This is a genomic window from Gillisella taibaishanensis (assembly GCF_001938985.1).
GTDB lineage: Bacteria > Pseudomonadota > Alphaproteobacteria > Rhizobiales > Rhizobiaceae > Allorhizobium > Allorhizobium taibaishanense.
On record NZ_MKIN01000027.1, the window covers coordinates 109,776 to 125,145 of the forward strand.

13 protein-coding genes are annotated in these 15,370 nt (G+C 60.6%); 10 read left to right on the top strand and 3 right to left on the bottom strand.

Features of this window, described 5'->3' with window-relative positions; all coding sequences use genetic code 11:
* Positions 1-939, top strand: coding sequence for an aminoglycoside phosphotransferase family protein (locus BJF91_RS22000; RefSeq protein ID WP_139310817.1), 939 nt, complete (start codon positions 1-3; stop codon positions 937-939).
* A gap of 63 nt (positions 940-1,002) precedes the next feature.
* The gene (locus BJF91_RS22005; RefSeq protein WP_075616676.1) at positions 1,003-1,830 is read left to right on the top strand and encodes a DODA-type extradiol aromatic ring-opening family dioxygenase; all 828 of its coding nucleotides are present in this window, start codon (positions 1,003-1,005) and stop codon (positions 1,828-1,830) included.
* 68 nt (positions 1,831-1,898) lie between these two features.
* Here BJF91_RS22005 and BJF91_RS22010 read toward each other — a convergent pair whose 3' ends face one another.
* A complete protein-coding gene (locus BJF91_RS22010; RefSeq protein ID WP_075616677.1) occupies positions 1,899-3,005 on the bottom strand; it encodes a COX15/CtaA family protein in 1,107 nt (368 codons plus the stop codon).
* Between the two features lie 239 nt (positions 3,006-3,244).
* On the opposite strand from BJF91_RS22010, the gene BJF91_RS22015 reads away from it, so the two are divergent.
* Positions 3,245-3,457 carry a DUF2842 domain-containing protein gene (locus BJF91_RS22015; protein ID WP_075616678.1) on the top strand — a complete coding sequence of 71 codons (213 nt, stop codon included), beginning with the start codon at positions 3,245-3,247 and terminating at the stop codon, positions 3,455-3,457.
* Positions 3,458-3,537: 80 nt separating this feature from the next.
* On the top strand, positions 3,538-4,755 hold the full coding sequence (locus BJF91_RS22020; protein WP_075616679.1) for a GNAT family N-acetyltransferase: 1,218 nt from the start codon (positions 3,538-3,540) through the stop codon (positions 4,753-4,755).
* A gap of 71 nt (positions 4,756-4,826) precedes the next feature.
* Here the strand turns inward: BJF91_RS22020 and BJF91_RS22025 are convergent, their stop codons facing one another.
* Positions 4,827-7,169 (bottom strand): exopolysaccharide transport family protein, encoded by a 2,343-nt coding sequence (locus BJF91_RS22025; RefSeq protein ID WP_075616680.1) that lies wholly within the window; start codon positions 7,167-7,169, stop codon positions 4,827-4,829.
* 294 nt (positions 7,170-7,463) lie between these two features.
* On the opposite strand from BJF91_RS22025, the gene BJF91_RS22030 reads away from it, so the two are divergent.
* The 6 genes from BJF91_RS22030 (at position 7,464) to BJF91_RS25110 (ending at position 13,774) form a co-directional block, all read left to right on the top strand.
* The gene (locus tag BJF91_RS22030; protein WP_075616681.1) at positions 7,464-8,033 is read left to right on the top strand and encodes a polysaccharide biosynthesis/export family protein; all 570 of its coding nucleotides are present in this window, start codon (positions 7,464-7,466) and stop codon (positions 8,031-8,033) included.
* Entirely contained in the window at positions 8,033-9,205 is a 1,173-nt protein-coding gene (locus BJF91_RS22035) for a glycosyltransferase family 4 protein (protein WP_075616682.1), read from the top strand. The genes BJF91_RS22030 and BJF91_RS22035 overlap by 1 nt, the downstream gene beginning before the upstream one ends.
* Positions 9,206-9,341: 136 nt before the next feature.
* Positions 9,342-10,895 carry an undecaprenyl-phosphate glucose phosphotransferase gene (locus tag BJF91_RS22040; protein ID WP_075616683.1) on the top strand — a complete coding sequence of 518 codons (1,554 nt, stop codon included), beginning with the start codon at positions 9,342-9,344 and terminating at the stop codon, positions 10,893-10,895.
* Positions 10,892-12,268, top strand: a complete 1,377-nt coding sequence (locus tag BJF91_RS22045; RefSeq protein WP_083943436.1) for an O-antigen ligase family protein — start codon at positions 10,892-10,894, stop codon at positions 12,266-12,268. The genes BJF91_RS22040 and BJF91_RS22045 overlap by 4 nt, the downstream gene beginning before the upstream one ends.
* A complete protein-coding gene (locus BJF91_RS22050) occupies positions 12,261-13,520 on the top strand; it encodes a glycosyltransferase (protein WP_139310818.1) in 1,260 nt (419 codons plus the stop codon). Before BJF91_RS22045 ends, BJF91_RS22050 begins: the two co-directional genes overlap by 8 nt.
* Positions 13,521-13,624: 104 nt before the next feature.
* Positions 13,625-13,774: a hypothetical protein gene (locus tag BJF91_RS25110; RefSeq protein ID WP_162843907.1), complete on the top strand. Its 150-nt coding sequence runs from the start codon at positions 13,625-13,627 to the stop codon at positions 13,772-13,774.
* A 206-nt stretch (positions 13,775-13,980) separates the two neighbouring features.
* Here BJF91_RS25110 and BJF91_RS22055 read toward each other — a convergent pair whose 3' ends face one another.
* The gene (locus tag BJF91_RS22055; RefSeq protein ID WP_075616684.1) at positions 13,981-15,030 is read right to left on the bottom strand and encodes an extracellular catalytic domain type 1 short-chain-length polyhydroxyalkanoate depolymerase; all 1,050 of its coding nucleotides are present in this window, start codon (positions 15,028-15,030) and stop codon (positions 13,981-13,983) included.
* Between the last annotated feature and the right edge of the window lie 340 nt (positions 15,031-15,370).

The following is a 15,370-nucleotide window of genomic DNA, read 5'->3' on the forward strand; positions in this document are numbered from 1 at the left end:
ATGACGAACAAGCTGAAAGCCCCTGCCCTTTCGCCTGATCTGGCGCATCGGTGGGGGCTTTCGCATATCAGGGCAATCGCTGACACCCCGAGCAGCCTCGTCTACCGCGCCTTACAAGGAGACCGGGCCGTTGTGGTCAAGGCGCTGAAACCCGAAGGGAGCGGCGAGCGACCGGGCCTCGGCTTCTTGCGCTGGCGCGATGGCCACGGCGCCGTGCGCATCCTTGATCAGGCGGATGATGTGGCCCTGCTGGAGGATGCGGGAACGCGGCTGTTGCGCAGTTATCACGGTGAGGCCGGCGACGAGGCGGCGACTGATATTGTCGTCGAGGTGCTCGAGCGGCTGCATGCGCCGTCTTCACTGCCAATGCCCACAGATCTTACGCCGCTTGATGTGCATTTCGCCGCTCTGTTCGAGCTGGAGAAGACACAGCTTGACGCTGACCTCGCCGATATCGTCCCCTGGTGCGCGGACCTTGCCCGCGCGCTAATCGCCGACCAGAGGGATATCAAGCCGCTGCATGGCGACATCCATCACGACAATATCATCGGCGGCGACAATGGCGCCTGGCTTGCCATAGACCCCCAAGGCCTCATCGGCGACCCCGCCTATGATGTCGCCAACATCTTCGGCAATCCGCTGCATGCAAGGGCATTGGTTCTAGACCCGGAACGGGCCTTGCGCCTCAGCCGTCGCTTTGCCTTGGTGCTGAACCGCACGCCGCGCACGATCCTGTCCTATGCGGCAGCCCATGCCGGGCTTTCCTGCGCCTGGACGCTTAAAGTATATCTGCCACAAGTGGATACCGGTTTTCTGTCCGGAAACGCGCAGAAGCAAAAAATTGGCCCACTGACACCGTCAGGCCAAGACAATCTCGGCGAAAGACTGGGCTTTGCGAGACTGGCACGGTCTATACTTCTTGAACAGTTTGTAGACTAAACGCGATCTCGTGCAGTACCGCGTTGCCATCTATGGTGGCAACAACACTGTAAGGAGCCCGCCGTGAACCAAACCCGCCTTCCTGTCTATTTCATTCCTCATGGCGGCGGCCCCTGGCCGTTCATGGAATTTCAGAGGGACGAGCAAGGCAAAGGGCCATGGGACGATTTGGCCGCTTTCCTGCAGGGCCTGCCAGCCGATCTAGGCGTGACGCCAAAGGCTATCCTGATCGTGTCAGGCCATTGGGAAAAAGAACCGATCGTCACCGTCAGCACGGCACCAGAGCCGGGCATGCTGTTCGACTATTATAACTTTCCAGCCCATACCTATGAGTTGTCCTATCCAGCCAAGGGCGATCCTGACATCGCCGCGCGGGTGCGCGAGCTTCTGTCGGCAGCGGGCATTCCATCCACCGAGGACGACCAGCGCGGCTTCGACCACGGCGTCTTCATACCGTTGATGGTCGCCTATCCCGATGCCGATGTGCCCGTGGTGATGCTGTCGCTGAAGGACACACTGGATGCCGAAACCCACTTCGTCATCGGCAAGGCGCTGGAAGCTTTGCGCGACGACAATGTGCTGATCGTCGCATCCGGCATGAGCTACCACAATATGCGGATGTTCCGCCGAACCGACCCGGACCATGTCGTGGTCGCAAAGCGGTTCGACGACTGGCTGACGGCGGCGGTGGAATTGCCCGACCCGCAAGCGCGTGCGGCAAAGCTCAGCCGCTGGCACGAAAACCCGGATGCCCTCGCCTGCCACGTGCCCGACCATGATCATCTCGTGCCGCTATTCGTGGCAGTCGGCGCTGCCGGCTTGGACCTTGGCCGGCAGGTGTTTAGCGGGCTTGCGTTCGGAAAGGCCTATTCAGGCTACCGGTTTGGATAGAGCACTTTCAGGAAAATTGGATACCGAACTCCGTCCGAAAATGCGCTGAAGCAAAAAGTCAGAGCGCTTCATTGGTTCTTAGAACCAGCGAAGCGCTCTAGTGGGTAGGCGCCGTAAAAGCCACGCAGATGCGCTACAGTAAAACCGAGCAGAACCAGCGCGCCGCCCTGATGGGCGAGCGCAGCATGCAACGGCACCTGCAGCAGGAGCGCGGTGATGCCAAGCGCCGCCTGACAGCAGACGATACCGAACAGCACGACGCTGCGCCGGGCATGGGTCGTGCCGGGTGCCGCCATGAGCGACGAGATCATGTGATAGAGCGCCACCAGAAACACGGTATAGGCGCCCATCCGGTGCACGAATTGCACCGTCTTCGGATTTTCAAAGAAATTCAGCCAGACGGGATGCTGGATCAGCAGATCGCCCGGCACCAGCGCGCCATCCATCAGCGGCCAGGTATTGTAGGACATGCCGGCATCCAGCCCCGCGACCAGCGCGCCAAGATAAATCTGGAACAGCACGAGGCAGAACAGCGCCAGCGCCCAGCGCTTCGATGTCCCGGTCGGGGCCGGATCGGCGCTATGGCGCTTCAGGCCCTGCATGACCCAGACGCAGGACGAAAAGATCAGGCAGGCAGTCACAAGATGGGTCGCCAGACGGTACTGGCTGACTTCGGTGCGCTCCGACAGACCCGAGGACACCATCCACCAGCCGATAAATCCTTGGAAGCCGCCAAGCGCGAGAATGCCGACCAAAGGCCAGGCAAGCCGCTTTTCAATTCGGCCGGTGACAAGAAAGAAAAACAGCGGCAGAGCGAAGATGGCGCCAATGGAGCGGGCAAGAAACCGATGCGCCCATTCCCACCAGAAAATCGTCTTGAAGTCGTCGACCGTCATGCCCTTGTTAACAAGCTCATATTGCGGAATCTGCTGGTAGAGCTTGAACTCCTCCTCCCATTCCCCCGCGCTGAGCGGCGGAATCACGCCATGGATCGGCTTCCATTGCGTGATGGAAAGGCCGGAATTGGTCAGACGCGTGGCGCCTCCCACCAGAACCAGCGCGAACAATGCAAGCACCACAACCCCTAGCCAGATACGGATGGCGCGGCGGTTACGGCTTTGCCGATCAAGGGTGGCGGCCGCCGGAATGGGCGACGCGGTGCTGGCTAGGGTCATGTCTCGTTCACTCCATGCTGGCGGCGCAGTGTCTTGGGCATCGGATCGTGAGCCGGAAACGGCTTGATGCCCTCAGTTTTTGTTTACGCATCGTATCATCCGAAAACCGGTTCTCACTTTTCGGCCCGATGCTCATGCATAGGGGAAGTGCTGCATGCCAATTGATTTGCATCAGCACCCGGTGCAAAACAAGGGCATAGGCTTTGCGACATCGCGTCGCGTGCAACCAGGATGCTAGCATGCCAGTCAGACTGCGCAAATTCATCGGCACAATTTTAATCATTGTGCTCGTTCTGCTCTACGCCATGCTGGCTGTGACCATAGCGACGCTAACGCTGGCGCAATCGCCCTGGTGGGTACATCTCCTTTATTTCCTGCTGTCCGGCGTGATCTGGGTGCTGCCGGCCATGTGGATCATCAAATGGATGGCTGGCCCGGCTGCGAAAAAATAAGTCGGTCTGTTGCAAGATCCTTAAATACAGACCCTATAAGCTTGCAGGGTGAAGACAGGACCGGAGACGGCAACGTGGCGATGATCGACCAGAAAGCGGCGGTGCAACCCGGAAGCAGCATTCAATATGCCGCCTCGTCCGCCGTAGCGCCCGTGCAGGTCTTCACCGCCATGGAGCCGCTGGAGAAAGACTGGCGCAGGCTCGAGCGCGACAACGCGATCTCCCTGCATCAGAGCTATGACTGGTGCCGCGCCTGGGTGAAAACCCATGGCAATCCGCTTGCCATCGTCAGCGGTCGCAGTGATCAGGGCCACCGCTTTATCCTGCCGCTGGAAATCACCCGCCCAACGATGATCCGCAAGGCGAGCTTCATCGGCACGCGGTTTACCAATATCAATACCGGCCTGTTCGACCCGGCCTTTTTACGCCAGCCCTCGCCCATGGATGCGGCCCAGTTCGGAGCTAAGATCATCGCAGCGCTGGACGGGCGGGCCGATCTTATCCATCTCGGCAACGTGCCGCTCTCCTGGCGCGGTCTCACCCATCCCCTGGCCGGGCTCTGCGCCATCGAAAATCAGAACCACACTTTCCAACTGCCGCTGCTCGGTGATTTCGAAGCGACGCTGGCGCAAGTGAATGCCAAGCGCCGACGCAAGAAATATCGCAACCAGGTGCGCAAGTTGGAGGCGATCGGCGGCTTCGAACATGTGATCGCGTCAGGCGAGGATCAGAAGGCCTGGTTGCTCGACCTGTTCTTCCAGCAGAAGGCGGTCCGGTTCGAAGCGCTCGGGCTTCCCGATGTATTCCACGAGCCGGAAACGCAGGCCTTCTTCCAATTGCTGCTGCAATCTGAAAATGGCGGCCTCGACGTTCCCCTGGAACTGCATGCCCTGAAGCTGCATGGCACCCAAGAAGGCAAGATTGCCGCCATTGCCGGCCTATCGCGCAAGGGCGATCATGTCATCTGCCAGTTTGGCTCGATTGACGAGAGCCTCGCCCCGGAAGCCAGCCCCGGCGAGCTGCTGTTCTGGCTGATGATCGAGCAATGCTGTGCCGAAGGGGCGAGCCTTTTCGATTTCGGCATCGGCGATCAGATCTACAAGCGCAGTTGGTGTCCTGTCGAAACCGTCCAGCACGATATCCTCCTGCCCGTAACAGCCATAGGCCATCTCGCAGCAACGGCAGAGCGCGGCCTGACCCGGTCTAAGGCCGCGATCAAGGCGCACCCGCAGCTCTACGGCTTCCTGCAGAAACTCCGTGCCCGCAGCACCGCACCGGCGCGTGAGGCGGAAGACTGACGGCATCGACCGAGGCTTGATCAGACCACCAGAATAATCGAGCGCACAGGCTCCCTGCTGTGCCCAAAGCCTCACGCCACGCGACGGTCGTCTCCATCAGGCGAGGCAGGCGTCGCATCGCTCATCAGCACCAGATCGTCGTAACCGACGGCTTCGAAAGCGGCCATGATGCGGGCGAGTTCGTCGCGATCCGGATCGGGCGCGGACAGGATGACTTCATGCTCCTGCGCCTTGCAGAGGTCGACGACATTGTCGGCGCTGGCAGGACCGCATTCGATCAGCACGAGGTCATAGACATCGGCGAGCGCCTCGACCACCATCGACAAGCGCTCGACGCCATGCAGCGCCAGCCGGATATCGCTATTGCCCTTCGGCACGATATGGGCGCCGGACAGCCGATCGGAGTGAATGGTTTCGCCGAAGGCGACGTCGCCGCAGAGCAGATCGGTGACACCGGGCAGATCCGGCCGCTCGGCCATTAAAGCGGTGGGATGGCCGGAGCCGGTCATGTCGATCAGGATCACGGTGCGCCCGGCCTTGGCCACGGCCCGCGCCAGCAACACGGTCGCGGCAGACCCGTCATCGCCGGAGGGCGAGATGACCAGGGCTTTCGAGACGCCGTGGCGGGTCAGGTAGCGGGCAACCGAAGCGATGGAGAATTCGTGGTCGGCGCCATGCTCTTCGCCGAGATGCTCTTCACCACTTTGCTCTTGGACGTGATCGGCCTCGGCAGAAGTCGCTTCGAAGCTTTCGACGGCAGCGGCCTCGATGGCGTCATCAGCCGGGATGCGATGATTACGGGAAGATGCCGCATGGCCCTGCATGAAGGCTGCGGTCTCCAACACGGCTGCCCGGCTTGCGGCGGCAGCGGCTGCCGTCTCCGTGGCAACGCGCCTGTCGCTCTCAGGTGTAGCTGTCCGACTGCGTGGCAAGGGAGGCTCGGCATAACCGTCTCGACCAGTATCGCGGCGCGGATCACGGCCAGTATCTCGATTCGGATCAACAGGACCGACTGGCCGCAAGGCCCTTCCGCTGAACAGTTCAGCCAGCATGACCACGATCATGCTCAACACCAGCGCGGCGATGCCAGCGACGACTGTGATCGGCAGGACCTTGGGAAAATTCGGTTCGCTCGGTTCCGATGCGCGGGAGATCACACGGGCGTCGGCTGGGGTGGCATTGCTGTCCAGCCGGCTTGTCGCCTCGCGGTAGCGGGCCAGATAGGTTTCCAGCAGTTGCCGCTGGGCGCTCGCTTCGCGCTCAAGTGCTGCAAGCCCGACCTGGCTGTCGCCGGCTTTGGCGCTTTCGGCCTTGGCGGTGGTCAGCTGCTTGTCGAGCTGGGCTTCGCGCATGCGTGCCACTGTGGCATCATTTTCGAGGCTGGAAACGACTTTACGGGTCTCGTCGGTCAATTGCTGGCGCAGGTTGGCGAGCTGGGCCTTCAGCGCCTTGATACGCGGATGGCCATCGAGAAGGCTGGTTGAGAGGTCGGAAATCTGTGCCTGTACGGCGGCTTCGGCCTGCTTCAACTGCTGGACGGCAGGCGAAGCCATGACAACGTCGATATTGTCGGTGGGACGGCCCGCCTTCAGCGCCGTACGCGCGTTTTCGGCGCGGGCCTCGGCATTGGCGCGGTCGGCGCGCACCCGCGCCAGCTCGGTCGAGATGTCGTTCAACTGCTTGGAGGCAAAAGTACCGCCCTCACCCGTCGAAAGTAGATCGGCACCACGGCGATAATCGGCGACCTTCTTCTCGGCTTCGGCAACCTTCTGGCGCAGATTGGCGATTTCGGGCTCCAGCCAGCGGGCGGCGTCCTCGTTGCTGTCGAGCTTGGCGCCGCTCTGCACAGCCAGATAGACCTTGACCATTTCATTGGGAATGGCCGCGGTGAGCTTGGCGTCTTTCGAGGAAAACTCGATGCCGATGACCCGTGACTTCTCCACCTGATAGACCTGAAGCTTATCGAGGAAGGTGCGGATCACCCGGTCTTCCGGCGCAAGATCCAGCGGGTTCTTCTTGAGATGTAGCATGACCATCAGATCCGACATCGCGGACGGATGCAGATCGGGATCGAATTCCGGCAATTCGTAGAGCTTGAGGTCCTTGACCACTTGGCGGATCAGATCAGCGGAGCGAAACAGCTGAACCTGGCTGGCGATATTCAACTCGTCGAGGACAGGCTCGGAAGCCGCAGACTTGGCGTTTTCGGCATCGTAATTGGGCGCGCGCGGCTCGATCAGCACGGTGGTCTCAGCGCGGTAGGTGGGACGGATCAGGCTCGACCCGACAAAGGCAACGCCGGCCGCGAGGCAAGCGATCGCCAGAATGCGGCCCTTCCGCTGCCAGACGGCGCGAAACAGCTGCAACAGATCGATGTCCACATCCTGATGGGCGGTGACCGGCTGACCCGACATTCCATCCCTCCTTTTAATGCACCGGACCGAAACACACGGGAACCGGTCTTTGAGGCACTCCGACGCGAAAACAAAAAGCGAAGCACCGTGCAAATTCCGTTTTCCCGCAGGTCCTCTCGTATGGCGGGACGGTAAATGAACATAGTAACTCAACCGTTAACTGCTGCATCTCTCGTTGGGCGAAAACAACCATTGCAGCACATCTAGAAAGAGAGGCGACTGTTATCTTTACACTCTCTTAACCATACTGACCGATAAGACGGTGATTGTCTTTTATTGGGAGCGCGACTGCGCATGGCCACCGCGAAACAGATCTTGCTGGCATTCGCCGTCATCCTGCTGGCGGTGCTGTCCGGCTGCTCCACCTACAAGCCGGCACCGAAAGTCTTCAACGAAGCGCTGACACAGCCCTACCGGCTCGACAGCGGCGATCGGTTGCGCATCACCGTGTTCGACCAGGCAAGCCTTACCAATACCTATACGGTTGACCAGGCGGGCTATATCGCCTTCCCGCTGATCGGCCAGGTGACCGCGCGCGGCACCACCATGCAGCAACTGGAAGGCACGATTGCCCAGCGCCTGCGCAAGGGCTATCTGCGCGATCCCGACGTCAGCATCGAGATGGATCGCTACCGCTCCATCTTCGTGATGGGCGAAGTCGGCCAGCCCGGGCAATATTCCTACGTGCCTGGCATGACCGTGCAGAACGCCATCGCCGTGGCCGGCGGCTTTACCAGCCGTGCCAACCAGCGCGATGTCGACGTGACCCGCAAGGTCAATGGCACGATCGCCACCGGCCGCGTGCCGATTACCGATCCGATCATCGCCGGCGACACAGTCTATGTGCGTGAACGGCTGTTCTAATGCCGGACACGAAGCCGGATAGCTCCGACGAAAACCGGGCGCTGCGGATCATCCACTGCTTCCGCTCGCCGGTCGGCGGCATTTTCCGCCATGTGCGTGATCTGGTGGAGCATCACGATGCTCAAGGCCATTCTGTCGGCATCATCTGCGACAGCACCACCGGCGGCGCCCATGAGGACGCCCTGTTTGCAGAATTGCAACCCAAGCTGAAGCTCGGGCTGGTGCGCCTGCCAATCCGCCGCGCCATCGGCATAGAGGATATTGCGGCAGTCAGAACCTGCTATCGCCATATCAAGAGCCTGCAGCCCGATGTGCTGCACGGCCACGGCGCCAAGGGCGGTGCGCTAGCACGGCTGATCGGCACGGCGCTACGCGCACAGGGATCCGATGTGATCCGGCTTTATTCCCCCCACGGCGGCAGCCTGCATTATCGCCGCAGTCGGCCGATGGGCCGGGTGATCTTTGCGCTGGAACGGCTGCTGGAGCAGAAGACCGAGGCCATCGCCTTCGTCTGCGGCTTCGAGCAATGGTCCTACCGCACCAAGGTCGGCACGCCCAAATGCACGTCTCGACTAATCCTCAACGGTATCAGCGAGAGCGAATTCCGACCGATGCCGGCTGGTAGAGACGCTGTCGACTTCGCTTTCGTCGGCATGCTGCGTGATCTCAAGGGCCCCGACGTGTTCATCGACGCGGTCATGGAGGCAGAACGTTTGCTGGGGCGGCCGCTATCAGCCGTCGTTATCGGCGACGGCCCGGACCGTGATCGATACGAGCGCCGGATCGTGGAGCACGGCGTCGGCCGGCGCATTAAAATGCTGCCGGCGATGCGCGTGGCGGAGGCCTTTACCTATAGCAATATCGTCGTCGTTCCATCGCGGGCGGAATCCATGCCTTACATCGTGCTCGAGGCGATTGCGGCCGGCAAATCAGTGATTGCCAGCGCCGTTGGTGGCATTCCCGAAGCACTGGGCAAGACCAGCGCAGCGCTGGTGGCGCCTGATAACGTCGAGGCGCTCGCCGCCGTCATGGTCAAGGCGCTGAGCGAACCCGGCTGGCGTGATGCCGTCATGCCGGACCCGACAGAATTCCATGCCAGGTTTTCTGCCTCGGCCATGGCCAACCAGATGCTCGATCTCTACCGCAGCCTGCTGAAAACGCGCGCGGCCTGAGATCGACAGCAAAAACAGATATGCTCCATCGTTTGACAGCGGTGGTAGCGTGCTTCATCGTGGGACAAAGGTTGCAAAAGCTAAATATTTTTTAGCTTCTTTGCGGTAGTCCAGTCTGGCAAAATGAATTGCCGCGATGAAGGCGCTAGAGACTTTGGATGTAGCAAAGCTCCGTCAGAAACTGAAAGAAGAGGCCGAGCAGAAGACTGGCGGCCCACCCGGCTCGTCACCATCGGCGGCCGGTTTGTCACCACTCGCCGCCCGTGTGGCGGAACAGCTGCGCCGCGCCAACCGCTCTCCCAGCATGATACTCGGCCAGTTCGGGCTGATGGAATTTTCCTGGCTGGTGGCTACAAGCCTTTTGGCCGGATGGCTGTTTGTCGGCAGCAGTTCTGAGAGCCTTCTCTATCAAGCCGGTCTCGGCGCGCTCGGAGCCGGGATTTTCCTGGTCTTCGCCCAATTTGCCGACAGTTTCCAGATCCATACGTTGCGCAGACCCAAGCGGTCGCTCAAAAGGGCGTTGAGCTGCTGGCTCCTCGTGGTGTTCCTGATGCTCGGCGTCTGCCTGTTGCGCAATGCGCAATTGCCGACATTCTATTGGCTGGCCGGCTGGGCGTTGATGTCGGCGGTGCTTATCGTCATCGAGCGTTACGCCATGGCGTTGGCGATCCGCAATTGGACCCGAAACGGTATTATCGAGCGTCGCGCCGTCGTGGTCGGCGGCGGCGAACCAGCCAAACAGTTGATCCGGGCGCTGGAAAGCCAGACGGACAACGATATCCGCATCTGCGGCATTTTCGACGACCGACAGGGCGATCGCTCCCCCAGCATCGTCGCCGGCTATCCGAAGCTTGGCACGGTTGCCGAATTGGTCACCTTTGCCCGCGAAACGCGGATCGACATGCTGATCATCGCCCTGCCGATTACAGCAGAAGCGCGCATTCTCGAGCTTTTGAAAATGCTCTGGGTCCTGCCGGTCGATATCCGTCTTGCCGCCCATTCCAACAGCCTGCGCTTTCGGCCGCGCGCCTATTCCCATATCGGCGACGTGCCGATGCTTGATCTGGTCGACAAGCCGATCCGCGATTGGGACTCGGTGGCCAAACGCGTCTTCGACATCGTCTTCAGTCTGGGTGCGCTCGCGGTCTTCTGGCCCGTGATGTTGCTTGCCGCCATTGCCATCAAGGCAACCTCCAAGGGACCGGTTCTGTTCGTGCAGAAACGGCATGGCTTCAACAATGAAGTCATCAAGGTCCTGAAATTCCGCTCGATGTATACGGAAATGAGCGACCCGACCGCCAAGCTTGCCGTTACCAAGAACGATCCGCGTGTGACCCCGATCGGCCGCCTGCTGCGCAAATCGTCGATGGACGAGCTGCCGCAGCTGTTTAACGTGCTGCGCGGCGATCTATCGCTGGTGGGACCGCGCCCGCATGCCGTACAGGCCCAGACCCGCGACCGCCATTATGGCGATATCGTCGAGAGCTATTTCGCCCGCCACCGCGTCAAGCCTGGTGTCACCGGCTGGGCCCAGGTCAAGGGCTGGCGCGGGGAAGTCGACACCGATGAGAAGATCAAGGGTCGCACCGCTTGCGATCTCTATTATATCGAAAACTGGTCGCTGCTGCTGGATCTTAAAATCCTGGTCATGACGCCGATCAGCCTGTTCAATACGGAAAATGCCTATTGAGCGCCGCCCTCACCCATGCCGGAGGCCCGCTCGGGCCGCGGGTCTTGCGGCCAAGGCTTGCCGCCCTGCAGCTGACCGCATCGGCGCTGGTGGGGTTCGGGGTGTTCCTGCTCGGTTTCGTGTTCATGGAGCCGGCGCCCTATGAACTGTTCATGGCGATGCAGATCCCGCTCTGGTTCATCCTCGGCCTGCGCATCTCGCGCGGCACCGCTCCGCTTCTGGCACTGATGCTGACTTTCAATGTCGGCGGGCTGATCTCGCTGACCACCATGGCCGATCTCGATGTCGGGCCGCTCTATATCGCGGTGTCGACCTTCCTGGCGCTAACCTCGGTATTTTACGCGGCAATCATCGAGGAGCGGCATGAGCGGCTTCGGCTGATCTTTCGGGCCTGGGTGCTGGCGGCGGTGGCAACGGCTCTGCTTGGCATTCTCGGCTACTTCCATGCCTTTCCGGGCGCCGAGATGTTTACCCGCTACGACCGGGCCATGGGCGCCTTCCAGGACCCGAACGTGTTCGGCCCTTTCTTGATCGCGCCGTCGCTTTACCTGATCCACGGCCTGTTGACCGGCAAGCTGATGGCCGCGCCCTGGAAAATCCTCGGCTTGCTGATCATAGCGCTCGGGGTCTTTCTGTCGTTTTCGCGGGCGGCCTGGGCGCTGTTTCTGTTCTGTGCCATCGCCATGGTGCTGATCCTGCTGATCAAGGAGCGCAGCAGCGCCTTCCGGCTGAAGATCGTACTATTGTCGCTAACGGCGGCGATTGCTCTTGTTCTGGCGCTGGTCGTTGCCCTGCAATTCCAGCAGGTGCGCAATTTGTTCTCCAGCCGCACGCAACTCGTGCAGGACTATGATGGCGGCCATCTCGGCCGGTTCGAGCGCCACAAGATCGGCTTCCTGATGTCTATGGAAAGGCCGCTGGGCATCGGGCCGATGGTGTTCAGCAAGATCTTTCCGGAAGACGAGCATAATATCTGGCTGAAGACGCTGACCTCCTATGGCTGGCTCGGCTTCCTCTGCTTCGTGTCAATGTTGATCTGGACGATCTGCTTCGGCTTTCGGTTGCTACTGTACGACCGACCGTGGCAACCTTATCTGATGATCGCCTGGATTACGCTGATCGGCCATGCCGGGATCGGCAATGTCATCGATATCGATCACTGGCGTCATGTCTATCTGCTGTTCGGTGTTCTCTGGGGATGCCGGGCACTGGAGCGACGCTGGCAAAGACAAAACATACAACGGCAAACCCACCAAAAGGGTGAGGCATTCTTGCCAGTAAGCAGGCATACCAGGCCATGGGCCGGGCCGCACCAGCTTGCGACAGCAGGAAGACCAGCCGTAAAAACAGGTCGGGGGAAGACGGATGTCTGAGAGATATGAGGAGGATCAGGGCCCGCCCTTGCGGATCCTGCAAGTGTTGGAGCCAAGCGGTGGCGGCGCCGGCCGGCATTTCATCGATCTCTGCGCCGGGCTCGCGGCCCGCGGCCAGATCGTAACGGCAATCTATTCGCCAGTGCGCGCTGAAGACCGTTTTGTTTCGGAACTGTTCGCGCTGCCCCTTCACGAGGTCATCTCGCTTGACATGCGCCGGGCCGTCGGCCCCTGGGACTTCGGTCATGGCAGGGCGTTGCGTCAGTTGATCCGCGAAAAGGGGCCTTTCGACATCGTGCATGGCCATAGTTCCAAGGCTGGTGCGCTGACGCGGCTTGCGACACTGCCTGGGCGCAGTCCGCCGGTACTCTACACCCCGCATGCCTTTCGCACCATGGACCCGACACTCGGCTCCAAGGGGCGCCTCGTCTATGGTGGCGTCGAGCGGCTGCTGGGTCGGTTCTGCAGCGACCGGGTCATCTGTGTTTCGCCAGACGAGTATAACCATGCCCTGGACCAGGGTTTGCCGGCGCGGATCCTGCGGATCGTCACCAACGGCGTCGCCTATCCGCCGAGCGACCAGCGCGCGGTGATGCGCGCCAAGTTCGATCTTGCCGCCGACCAGTTGGCTTTCGGCTTCATCGGCCGCTTCGTTGCCCAGAAGGCGCCGGAACGACTGATCCGCGCCTTTGCCGAGGTCGCCGACCGTATGCCCAATGCTCGGCTGGTGATGATCGGTAGCGGCGAGCGGGAGGCAGAGGTGAACGCCTTGATCCAGGAACACGGCCTTGCCAACAAGATCCGCATCCATGGCGAAATTCGTGGCAACGACGCCATCCAGGCCTTTGACGTGCTGGTGGCGCCAAGCCGTTACGAAGCCATGTCCTACGCGATGCTGGAAGCCGCCGCCGGTGGCCTACCGATGGTGCTGAGCCGGGTCGGAGGAACCAGCGTCGTGCTGGAAGACGGCATCAACGGCTTCTCCGTACCCAATAGCGACGACACCGGCCCGCTGGTCGAGGCGATGATGGCGTTTCGCGATCCCCTCACCCGCGCCCGGCTTGCCGCCGGCGCCCTTGCAAAGCGCGGCAATTATCGGCTTGAGACCATGGTGACGCGCACATTGGCTGTCTACCGCGATCTCTTGCCTATCGCCGTGCCCAATTCGCTTATCGCGGCCGGCCAGATCTCTGATGAGAGCAGCGGACGACGCACTGATCCGTCTGCTGGAAAAAGCATGCCATCGAGATAGCTGACCGCTCGCAATAAGTTGTTTGAAATGGCAGGGAACTTATTGGCTATTGTCGCATTGTTTCGTGCGCAGACCCGATCGGTCCGCGGACAGAAGAGGTCAGAATGAGAAGTACGAACGGTCTTTACTTGATTATCGGTGCCCTAGTCGTGGCTGTCATCGGGCTTAGCGCCTATGTCTACCATGAGGAAACCAAGCCCAAGGGTGTCGAGCTCAGCATCGGCAAAGATGGCGTGGCCGTCGAACAGAAATAATCGACAGTAAGGCGGCTCCTAGCGCCGTCTCTACAGCACCCTATTGAGAAATTGGAACCGTCACGATGCTGTAAGCTTTTGCTTTAGCATCAAGACCTTCGAAAGCCGGTTCCAATTTCCGGCCAATGCCTTAACGGAATTTAAAAAAAGCGCCGCGCATCTCTGGATGCCGGCGCTTTTCTCTTTTCCAGACCTGCTCAATACAGTCAGGCGACCTTGCGCTTGCCAGCAGCAGTGCCAAGCCCCCAGCTTTCAACCAGCAAGGACGGCAGATGCATGTCGCTGGCCAGCATATACGGCATGGCGCGCCCCTCAACGGGTTTGATCGGCAGGCCGTGGCCATGGTTATTCAGAAGCGCGTATTCGACTTTCACGGCACCTGTCTCGTCGCGCCAAACGTAACCATCGTCGCGACCATAGCGGACCGGCTGTGCCTGGCCGCCCAGAAGCCCGTGCACGGCGAGCCATTGGATTACAAGCGAATCGGCATTCTTCTGGTGGACAACGTCGTCCTCCCTGCCCTGCCAGATGGAAATTCGCGGCCATTGCTGGCCTTCGGGCGCCGCCTGAAACACCAGTTGAGCCCATTCCTCCGGGGTCTTGGTAGTGCCGCTATGCATGAGACCCAGCGCGTTCATGGCGTCGCGCGCGCCACCAACGGGAAGACCAGCCACGACAGCACCGGCACTAAACACCTCCGGATAGGCGGCCAGCGCCGCCGCCGTCAACGCGCCACCGGCGGAGAGGCCCATGATGAAAACCCGGTTCGCGTCCAGGCTATGGGCCTCGACCATGGCGTCGATCATCTGGCGCACCGAGCCGGTCTCGCCACGGTCGCGTGCCACAGCACTCGGGCGGAACCAGTTGAAGCAGCCATTCGGATTGTTGGAACTGCGCTGTTCGGGATAGAGCAGCGCGAAACCGTGTTGACCGGCCAACCGGCTCCAGCCGCTGCCTTCATCGAATTCCTGGGCGGTCTGGCCGCAACCATGCAGCACAACGACCAGCGGCGCACCGGCTTCCAGGCCCGGCGGCACGTAGCACATCATTCGGAGATGCCCGGGATTGCTGCCAAAGCTCGTAACCTCGGCTAGAGGAGCGGGCGCGGCGCGACGGGCTTTCGACACGGAGGCCTTCGGAGGCGTGGAGGACTTGGTAGCAGGAGCAGCGCCGTCAATCAGCTCGACAAAGGCCTTCTGCAGCTTTTTCTGCCGACGGACCACGGCGGCCATCGACTTTGGAACATTCAATCGCATTTCATCTGCCTTCCTGACGGCTGCATTCTCTCGTCTGCTTCGCAAGCCGCCAAATGTCTCGGCCCTCACTTTTGTTCATCATTATTTTCGGATCGTACCAGACATCTCCCGATACGACCCAGGGATCAACGAAAAGCATATTGCTGCACTGCATCCAATATAAGGCATTGCTGCGGTTTAATCGATAGCCAGGGACGCCGAGCCTTGGCTTGAAGAGCCCATAGAATCCCTTAAGTCGGAAATATCGCTTCAAAAACAAAAGACTGACAGAAGAAGATTTTTATATGCATTGCACAACGGATCTAGCTCTTCAACCTGCGACCGCCTCCCAAACCTGCCG

What these genes read in the sequence shown, in the direction of transcription:
- BJF91_RS22050 (WP_139310818.1), top strand. Translation starts at nt 12,261, where the DNA reads ATGTCTGAGAGATATGAGGAGGATCAGGGCCCGCCCTTGCGGATCCTG.
- BJF91_RS22015 (WP_075616678.1), top strand. Translation starts at nt 3,245, where the DNA reads ATGCCAGTCAGACTGCGCAAATTCATCGGCACAATTTTAATCATTGTG.
- BJF91_RS22030 (WP_075616681.1), top strand. Translation starts at nt 7,464, where the DNA reads ATGGCCACCGCGAAACAGATCTTGCTGGCATTCGCCGTCATCCTGCTG.
- BJF91_RS22025 (WP_075616680.1), bottom strand. Translation starts at nt 7,169, where the DNA reads ATGTCGGGTCAGCCGGTCACCGCCCATCAGGATGTGGACATCGATCTG.
- BJF91_RS22040 (WP_075616683.1), top strand. Translation starts at nt 9,342, where the DNA reads ATGAAGGCGCTAGAGACTTTGGATGTAGCAAAGCTCCGTCAGAAACTG.
- BJF91_RS22055 (WP_075616684.1), bottom strand. Translation starts at nt 15,030, where the DNA reads ATGCGATTGAATGTTCCAAAGTCGATGGCCGCCGTGGTCCGTCGGCAG.
- BJF91_RS25110 (WP_162843907.1), top strand. Translation starts at nt 13,625, where the DNA reads ATGAGAAGTACGAACGGTCTTTACTTGATTATCGGTGCCCTAGTCGTG.
- BJF91_RS22020 (WP_075616679.1), top strand. Translation starts at nt 3,538, where the DNA reads ATGATCGACCAGAAAGCGGCGGTGCAACCCGGAAGCAGCATTCAATAT.
- BJF91_RS22035 (WP_075616682.1), top strand. Translation starts at nt 8,033, where the DNA reads ATGCCGGACACGAAGCCGGATAGCTCCGACGAAAACCGGGCGCTGCGG.
- BJF91_RS22010 (WP_075616677.1), bottom strand. Translation starts at nt 3,005, where the DNA reads ATGACCCTAGCCAGCACCGCGTCGCCCATTCCGGCGGCCGCCACCCTT.
- BJF91_RS22000 (WP_139310817.1), top strand. Translation starts at nt 1, where the DNA reads ATGACGAACAAGCTGAAAGCCCCTGCCCTTTCGCCTGATCTGGCGCAT.